7 protein-coding genes and 2 tRNA genes are annotated in these 7,234 nt (G+C 65.6%); 6 read left to right on the top strand and 3 right to left on the bottom strand.

The genetic code is table 11. The features are described 5' to 3' along the window. Nucleotides 1–327: adenylyl-sulfate kinase (locus ACE3TU_RS16390; protein ID WP_374626099.1), on the top strand; the 327-nt coding region annotated here is incomplete at its 5' end. A 74-nt stretch (nucleotides 328–401) separates the two neighbouring features. After that, nucleotides 402–1,934 (top strand): peptidoglycan-binding protein, encoded by a 1,533-nt coding sequence (locus ACE3TU_RS16385; protein ID WP_374626097.1) that lies wholly within the window; start codon nucleotides 402–404, stop codon nucleotides 1,932–1,934. Nucleotides 1,935–1,937: 3 nt separating this feature from the next. Here ACE3TU_RS16385 and ACE3TU_RS16380 read toward each other — a convergent pair whose 3' ends face one another. From ACE3TU_RS16380 to ACE3TU_RS16370, 3 genes are all read right to left on the bottom strand, one after another. Next, a complete protein-coding gene (locus tag ACE3TU_RS16380; protein ID WP_374626095.1) occupies nucleotides 1,938–2,228 on the bottom strand; it encodes a hypothetical protein in 291 nt (96 codons plus the stop codon). 313 nt (nucleotides 2,229–2,541) lie between these two features. Further along, nucleotides 2,542–2,617, bottom strand: a tRNA-Asn gene (locus tag ACE3TU_RS16375). 183 nt (nucleotides 2,618–2,800) lie between these two features. Further along, nucleotides 2,801–2,874, bottom strand: a tRNA-Cys gene (locus tag ACE3TU_RS16370). Nucleotides 2,875–3,052: 178 nt separating this feature from the next. On the opposite strand from ACE3TU_RS16370, the gene ACE3TU_RS16365 reads away from it, so the two are divergent. The 4 genes from ACE3TU_RS16365 to ACE3TU_RS16350 form a co-directional block, all read left to right on the top strand. After that, nucleotides 3,053–3,706, top strand: a complete 654-nt coding sequence (locus ACE3TU_RS16365) for a protein-L-isoaspartate O-methyltransferase (RefSeq protein ID WP_374626093.1) — start codon at nucleotides 3,053–3,055, stop codon at nucleotides 3,704–3,706. A 162-nt stretch (nucleotides 3,707–3,868) separates the two neighbouring features. After that, the gene (locus ACE3TU_RS16360; RefSeq protein WP_374626091.1) at nucleotides 3,869–5,230 is read left to right on the top strand and encodes a TolC family outer membrane protein; all 1,362 of its coding nucleotides are present in this window, start codon (nucleotides 3,869–3,871) and stop codon (nucleotides 5,228–5,230) included. A 219-nt stretch (nucleotides 5,231–5,449) separates the two neighbouring features. Continuing rightward, on the top strand, nucleotides 5,450–6,133 hold the full coding sequence (locus ACE3TU_RS16355) for a PopZ family protein (protein ID WP_374626089.1): 684 nt from the start codon (nucleotides 5,450–5,452) through the stop codon (nucleotides 6,131–6,133). A gap of 141 nt (nucleotides 6,134–6,274) precedes the next feature. Next, on the top strand, nucleotides 6,275–7,234 hold a 960-nt coding region (locus tag ACE3TU_RS16350), incomplete at its 3' end, for a class I tRNA ligase family protein (protein WP_374626087.1).

The raw sequence follows: 7,234 nt of genomic DNA, 5'->3' as shown, positions 1-7,234 counted from the left end.
ATGGCCGATGCCGGCGTGATCGTCCTCGTCTCGTTCATCTCGCCGTTCCGCAACGAGCGCCGGCTGGCCCGCGAGATCGCGGGCGACATTCGCTTCACCGAGGTCTATGTCGATACGCCGCTCGCCGTCTGCGAGGCGCGCGATCCCAAGGGCCTTTACGCCAAGGCCCGTCGCGGCGAGATCAAGAACTTCACCGGCATCTCGAGCCCGTACGAGCCGCCCGAGCATCCCGAGATGGTGCTCCGCGGCGGCCAGCACGACCCCGTGCGCATGGCCGAGGAGCTCTACGCACGCATCTTCGACTGGGACGCCGGCTACTCCATCTGAGGAGTGACCGAGCGGCGATTGTCTGGCGAGGCGGGATTTGCCACTATCGTCGGCAACTCGCACGGTTACCGGTCATGCGTCCCTTTCTCAGGCTTGCGTTCTGTCTGCTGCTGGCAGCGTTCCCCTCTTGGTCCCATGCCTCCTTCGACTCGAGCCGGGCCTGGTTCGAGGCCCTGCCGGCCCTCGAGCGGGCGGAAACCCAGGCCAACCTGATCCTGCTCGGCCACTACGACTTCCTGGTCGACGGCCAGTTCGGCAGGGCGACCTATGACGCGGTTGCAGCGTTCCAGCAGAGCCAGGGGAGAACAGGCACGGGTGTGCTCGATGCCGCGGAACTCGCCGGCCTCCGGCGTCTGGCTGCCGACGTGGATCGTCGCCTGGGCCTGGAGGATGTCACCGACCGGGCGGGGCACGTGGAACTGTCCGTTCCGACCCGGCTGTTGCCGATCCGCACACCCACCGGACTGGGAACCACCTATGCCAGCGAGGACGGCGAACTGTCGCTGGAGACGATGTATGCCTCGCTCGCCGAGCAATCGTTCGCCGAACTCTACGATTCGCTGCTGAATTCGGACGACGAACGCACCATTACCTACCGGACCTTCAGTGATCGCCGCTTCGTCGTGAGCGGCATGCTCGGCGACTATACCTACTACACCATGTTCGTGAACGGCGGGGCCGACGCTGTGGGCTACTCGCTCGCCTGGGCGCGTTCCTATCAAAGGGAAGGGGCCCTGACCTCCGTTTGGCTGGCGTCCCATTTCACCCCGATCAGCCTGCTGCCGCCGGATGAGGAATTGCGCAAGACCACGGGCGCGCCTTCGCCGGCGCTGCGCAGTGCTTTCGAACTCCCCGAGGATCAGCCCGAGGTGATTGCCCTCAACGCCGAGATCGACAGCGTGACGCCTCGCGACCTAGACCGCGCCATTGCCGCGCGACCGGGGGTGCGCATCCTCGTGCTCAACAGTCCCGGCGGCGCCGTTGACAGCGCGCTGGTCGTCGCCCAGGAGGTCAAGCGTCGTGGTCTCAGGACCTACGTGCCAAAGCGCATGGGGTGCTACTCGGCGTGCGCCTACATCTTCTTTGCCGGGGCCGACCGGCAGGTCGACGGTGAGTTGGGGGTGCACCAGATCTCGACCGAGGTGAATGACCTGGTGCTCGCCCAGACGACACTGGGGGATGTCCTCGACGCACTCTACGAGTTCGGCGTGCGCCAGCAGGTGGTTTCCTACATGCTGAGGACTCCGCCCGAGGGCATGTACGTCTTCTCTGCACGCGAACTGCAGGAGCTCGGAATCAACCGCGGCGCACCCATCAGGCTGGATGTGGCGCTCGACGGCCCGCTGGAGGAGGCCCCCCCGGTCGCCGGCGGAGCCTTCGTCGAGTTGGCCCGCCTCGGCAGTCGCGAGGAAGCGCAGCGGTCACTTGCCTATGCGGAAGGGCGCTGGAGTTCGCTTCTGGCCGGGGAACGCCTGACGATTGACCAGGCCGCCGATGGTGCCTTTGTCATCCGCATCGTCGCTGGCTCGCTCGAGAGGGCCAACGCGGTGTGCGCCGCCATCAGAACAGATGGCGGCGGCTGTTACGTCGGGACATCAACCCGGTGACGCTCAGGAGCCCTCGTAGTCCCCTTCATACTCCCACCAGCACTCATGGCGCTTGCGTTCGGATGGCACGTGCCCGCTCGCCATAGACGTCAGGTCGGACATGTTCGGGGTTCCGCCGCACTGCTTCTTGAACGCGGCGAAATCGGTGAGCATCAGGGTCTTGCAGCGGAAGAATTCCGCGATGTTGTCGGAAGCTTCCTGAGAAAAAGCCACCGCAGGCTGGGCCGCACCAATGCTCATGGTGGCGGCAACGGCAAAAGCGCCAAGGAGGCGAAGGGACGAACGCAAATGCATACTCAACTCCATTGTCGGCGTCTCTTCAACGCCGCGAGTTGGCCCGCCGCAAACCAGGCAGCATTAACAAAGCACTAACCAATTACATGCGCAAGCCGAACAGTTCAGAGCCGTGACAATTGGTTAAGCGCCCGGCAGGAGGCCAGCGCAACTCCGAACCCTCCGCAAGCAGTCGGCACTGAACCCAAGCCGGCCGATGACAGGGGTCGTGAAGTGGTTCTGCGCATCGCGTGCGGGATCACCGTCCGGCCGGCCCGTCACGCGCGGACACGGCGTCTGACCGGCGCCAAGGTGCAGAAATGCCGAGAGAAAATGGCTCCGCGAGTAGGACTCGAACCTACGACCCAGCGGTTAACAGCCGCTTGCTCTACCAACTGAGCTATCGCGGAACACGGAGCTGCCTCGTTCAAGGCAGCGCCCGTGTAGCGGGTTTGTTTTTGTTTGCCAAGCCCGTTTTTCCCGACGGCGGGGCGATCGCGAGCAATGCTGAATCGCCGACAGCCGATGCAACCCGGCAGTGGCTCCGGAGCCGTGCCGGACCGACACGACAGACTTGACGATTTCGAGGAAAGTGGAGGCCACGTCCGGAATCGAACCGGAATAGACGGATTTGCAATCCGCTGCGTAACCACTCCGCCACGTGGCCCCACTGGACCGGGTTCATATGGCAGGCTCGCCCTTTACGCAAGGTGAACAGAAGTGGCGGAGCGACCGGGCTCGCCATTCCGGGGCAGGTCGGCCGGCGAGGTGGCATTTGCTTGCGGGGGTCGGGAGACCGGTCTATCAGGGGGGCGATACGACGCTTGCTACCGAGGCAGAAGGCCATGGCCGATTTCGCTACTCTCCGCCGCAAGATGGTGGACAACCAGTTGCGCACCAGCAACGTCACCGATCACCGGGTGCTGGCCGCCATGGGCGAGGTCCCGCGCGAGACATTCGTGCCGGAAGCGCGGCGCGAACTGGCCTATTCGGACCTTTCGCACCAGCTCGGCGGCGGACGCGCACTGGGGGCGCCGGCGCCTTTTGCCAAGCTGCTGCAACTCGCCGAGATCGCGCATGACGACAACGTCCTCGATGTGGGCGGCGGTACCGGCTACGCCGCCGCCGTGCTGGCCCGTCTCGCCCGGCGCGTGACTTTGATCGAGCCCGATCCGCGCCTGGCGGCGCTCGCCCGGGACAACCTCGGCGCTCTTGGCGTCGCCAATGCCGGCGTCATCGAGGCGGCGCTCGATGGCGTGGCGCTGGAGCCCGGCAGTTTCGATGTCGTCGTGGTCGACGGAGCGCTCGACCGCGAGCCGACAGGGCTGCTGAAGCTCCTGTCGGACGGCGGGCGCCTGGTCGCGCTGGTGCGGAACGGACCGGCATCTTCGGCCAGGCTCTACCGGCGCAGCGGCAACGACATCGGCGCGCGCGGCGAGTTCAACACGACCCTGCCGCCGCTGATGCCGGCGGACGCGAATGAGGCCTTCGTGTTCTAGCACCGAGAGCTGGGGACATCACAACTGACCGACGGAACGGCAGTGTTGCCGCCGAATCACGCCCCACTGAAATCGCTTGTTAAATTTCGGTATCGGTTGCCATCGAAGGTTGTGCCCCCCAAGTGGGCGGCATAGTGTCGTTAGGGTGTCGGAGGTCTGTTTATGCGTTTTTCGGGGGCAATGCGGGCGGGCGCCCTTGCCATAGCTTTTTCACTCGTTTCGCTTTCGGCGCATGCGGAGTCGCTCCGGTCGGCGCTGGCGAGTGCCTACAGCAACAATCCCAATATCTTGTCGGCGCTTCTTGATGTGAAGTCGACGGCCGAGGGCATTGCGCTTGCCAAGTCGGGCAAGCTGCCCAGTATCGGCATTTCCGGCAGCGCCGGCTTCGACTGGACGGCGGGTGGCCCCTCGGGTTCGAGCATCAGCGAGAGCTACCGTCTGGGCGCCAGCTACAACCAGACGCTCTTCGACAATTTCAAGACCGAAGCGCAGATCGAGCAGGCCCGGGCGCTGACCGAGCTCAGCAAGTACTCGCTGCGCAATGCCGAGCAGAATGTGCTGCTGTCGGTCGTGCAGGCTTATTTCTCCGTGATCCGCGATACCCAGCTGGTGCAGCTGCGGGCCGACAACATGGCGTTCTTCGAGGCCCAGGTGGGGTCTGCCGAGGACCGGCTGCGGCTGGGCGAGGGGACAAAGATCGACGTCTCGCAGGCACGTGCGCGTCAGGCCCAGGCCGTCGCGTCCTACAAGGCGGCGATCGCTTCGCTGCAGACCAGCCAGGCGAGCTTTGAGCGCTGGGTCGGTCACAAGCCCAAGAGCCTCAGCGGCGACTTCAATTTCGGAAAGCTGCTTCCGGGGTCCATCGATTCGGCCATCCAGTCGGCCGAGAACCGCCACCCGGCGCTGCTCTCGGCACGGGCCGCGATTCGCGTTGCCCAGGCCGGGTCCGACGCTGCCAACGCGGCGTTTGGACCGACGCTCAACCTGATCGGTTCGCTCTGCGCCGTGGGGTGCTTTGGCGATTCGTCGGTGGGCGGGATGTCCGGTTCGGTCAACCTGTCGCTGTCGATCCCGATCTACGCCGGCGGCGCGCTGGGGGCGAGCATCCGCAAGGCCAATATCGAGCAGATCAAGTCAGAGGTCGATGCGCTGGCAGCACGCGACCAGATCCGCGAGTCGGTGATCTCGTCCTGGTCCAGCCTGCAGAACGCCACCACGCAGATCGAATCGGCGCAGTCGGCGGTCGAATCCGGGCAGCTGGTGGTGGACGGCACCATCCAGGAGCGCGATGTCGGGCAGAAGACCACTCTCGACGTGCTCAACGCCCAGGCCGAACTCACCACGGCCCGCGAGGGGCTGATTACCGCCCGCTCCAGCAAGATGATCGCCGCCTTCGCGCTGCTTGCAGCCTCCGGTCGTCTCTCGGCCGAGGACCTGTCGCTCGATGTGACCATTCACTCCGCCGACGGCTACATCGCCAAGGTCGAAGATGTCTGGCAGGAGCTCCGCGCTCTGGACGATTGAGGCGAGCCTCGCTGCCGGACGCGAGTCGCGGTGCTCCAGGACGTTGCACCGAAAATGACTGGGGAAGACCGATGGGTCCGATCGGACCTCGGTTTCACAAACCTGAAGCAGTTGGACTAGATTGATGACAGTCGATTCGGCGCGGCGCAGCCGCGGCGGGTCGAGTACGGTGCGTCTAGTGAGGCAGGGATGAACAAGCCGGCTCCCAAAGAACCATCGATGGACGAGATACTGTCGTCGATACGGCAGATCATCGCCGATGACGATGCCGGTACGGCGCCGCGCAAGCCTGCCGTGCCGCCGGCCGCCCCGCAGCCTCGGAGTTTCGCCCCTCCGCCGCCGCGTCCCGAGCCGGAACCCGAAGTCGAGCCCGAGCCCCTGGCGTTGTCCGCCGAGCAGATTCTGCGCGATACTGCCGCCGAGGACATGGCCGACACCGGCGTCAGCTTCAGCGATGTGCTCGGCGTGACCTCACCCGAGCCGGTCTCTCTGGTCGATCCGGACGACATTGCATTCGAGACCGATCGCGACGAGGAGCCAGTGGCCCCTCCGCCTCCGCCTCCGCCGTCGCCGCCACCGGTGGCCGTGCGTGCAGCCCCGGTGGTCGAGCGCCCCGCGCCGCGCCCCGCCGTGTCGGTGGCCCAGGCAGCGCCGCTGCCCGATCCCAGGCTCACGGCCGATCTCACCGAGCAACTGCTCGAGCCGGCGACGCAGTCCATCGTCAAGAGCAGCTTTGCCCGGCTGAACAACATGTCGATGATCGGAGCCAATGTCACCATCGAGCAGATGATGCGCGAGATGCTCCGTCCAATGCTGAAGGAGTGGCTCGACGAAAACCTGCCGGCAGTGGTCGAGCGGATCGTCGAACAGGAGATCGCGCGCGTCTCCCGCGGCGGCCGCTGAACTTCGTGCTCCCGGCGCGGATTGGCGCATGCGATGGTGTTGACTTCACTCCCCGCCGTTTGCTTTAGACCTAGCCACCGAATTTGAACGGGCCCGCCAGCGCAGAGCGCCTCCGGCGGGCCGCTGCTGCTGGACGTCCCGATGCTTGAGAAGACCTACGAACCGGCCGCCGTCGAGACCCGCATCTACGAGGCATGGCAGAGGGCAGGGGCCTTCCGGGCCGGGGCCGGAGCCAAGCCGGGAGCCAAGCCCTATTCGATCGTCATCCCGCCGCCCAATGTCACTGGCTCGCTGCATATCGGGCACGCACTCAACAACACCATCCAGGACATCCTGATCCGCTTCGAACGGATGCGCGGTCGCGACGTGTTGTGGCAGCCGGGCACCGACCATGCCGGCATCGCCACCCAGATGATCGTGGAACGCCAATTGGCCGAGCGGCAGCAGCCGGGTCGCCGCGCCATGGGCCGGGAGAAGTTCCTCGAGCGCGTCTGGGAGTGGAAGGCAGAGTCCGGCGGCACCATCCTCAACCAGCTGAAGCGGCTCGGGGCCTCGGCCGACTGGTCGCGCGAGCGGTTCACCATGGATGAGGGGCTGTCGCAGGCCGTCCGCAAGGTGTTCGTCTCGCTTTACGAGAAGGGTCTCATCTACCGTGCCAAGCGGCTGGTGAACTGGCACCCTGGGCTGGAGACGGCGATTTCGGATCTCGAGGTTGAGAACATCGAGACGGCCGGCAAGATGTGGCACCTGCGCTACCCCATCGAGGGCAGCGACGAGACCATCACCGTGGCAACGACGCGGCCCGAGACCATGCTGGGTGACGTGGCCGTGGCCGTGCATCCGGACGACGAGCGCTACCGGCACCTGGTCGGCCGGCAGGTGATCCTGCCGATCGTCGGCCGGCGCATCCCGATCATCGCCGACGAATACGCCGATCCTCAACTCGGCTCGGGCGCGGTCAAGATCACGCCTGCGCACGACTTCAACGACTTCGAGGTCGGGGCGCGGCACGGGCTGAAACCGATCAACATCTTCACCACGACGGCCCGGCTGAACAGCAACGCGCCGGCCGCCTATCGCGGCCTCGATCGCTTCGAGGCG

The organism is Devosia sp. (assembly GCF_041917035.1).
Lineage (GTDB): Bacteria > Pseudomonadota > Alphaproteobacteria > Rhizobiales > Devosiaceae > Devosia_A.
Note: the sequence above shows the minus strand (reverse complement) of the source record. Positions and strands in the feature narration are given on the sequence as shown.

Bases quoted from the DNA above. Each gene is read 5' to 3' on its own strand.
- ACE3TU_RS16385 (WP_374626097.1), top strand. From the start codon at position 402: ATGCGTCCCTTTCTCAGGCTTGCGTTCTGTCTGCTGCTGGCAGCGTTC.
- ACE3TU_RS16380 (WP_374626095.1), bottom strand. From the start codon at position 2,228: ATGCATTTGCGTTCGTCCCTTCGCCTCCTTGGCGCTTTTGCCGTTGCC.
- ACE3TU_RS16365 (WP_374626093.1), top strand. From the start codon at position 3,053: ATGGCCGATTTCGCTACTCTCCGCCGCAAGATGGTGGACAACCAGTTG.
- ACE3TU_RS16360 (WP_374626091.1), top strand. From the start codon at position 3,869: ATGCGTTTTTCGGGGGCAATGCGGGCGGGCGCCCTTGCCATAGCTTTT.
- ACE3TU_RS16355 (WP_374626089.1), top strand. From the start codon at position 5,450: ATGGACGAGATACTGTCGTCGATACGGCAGATCATCGCCGATGACGAT.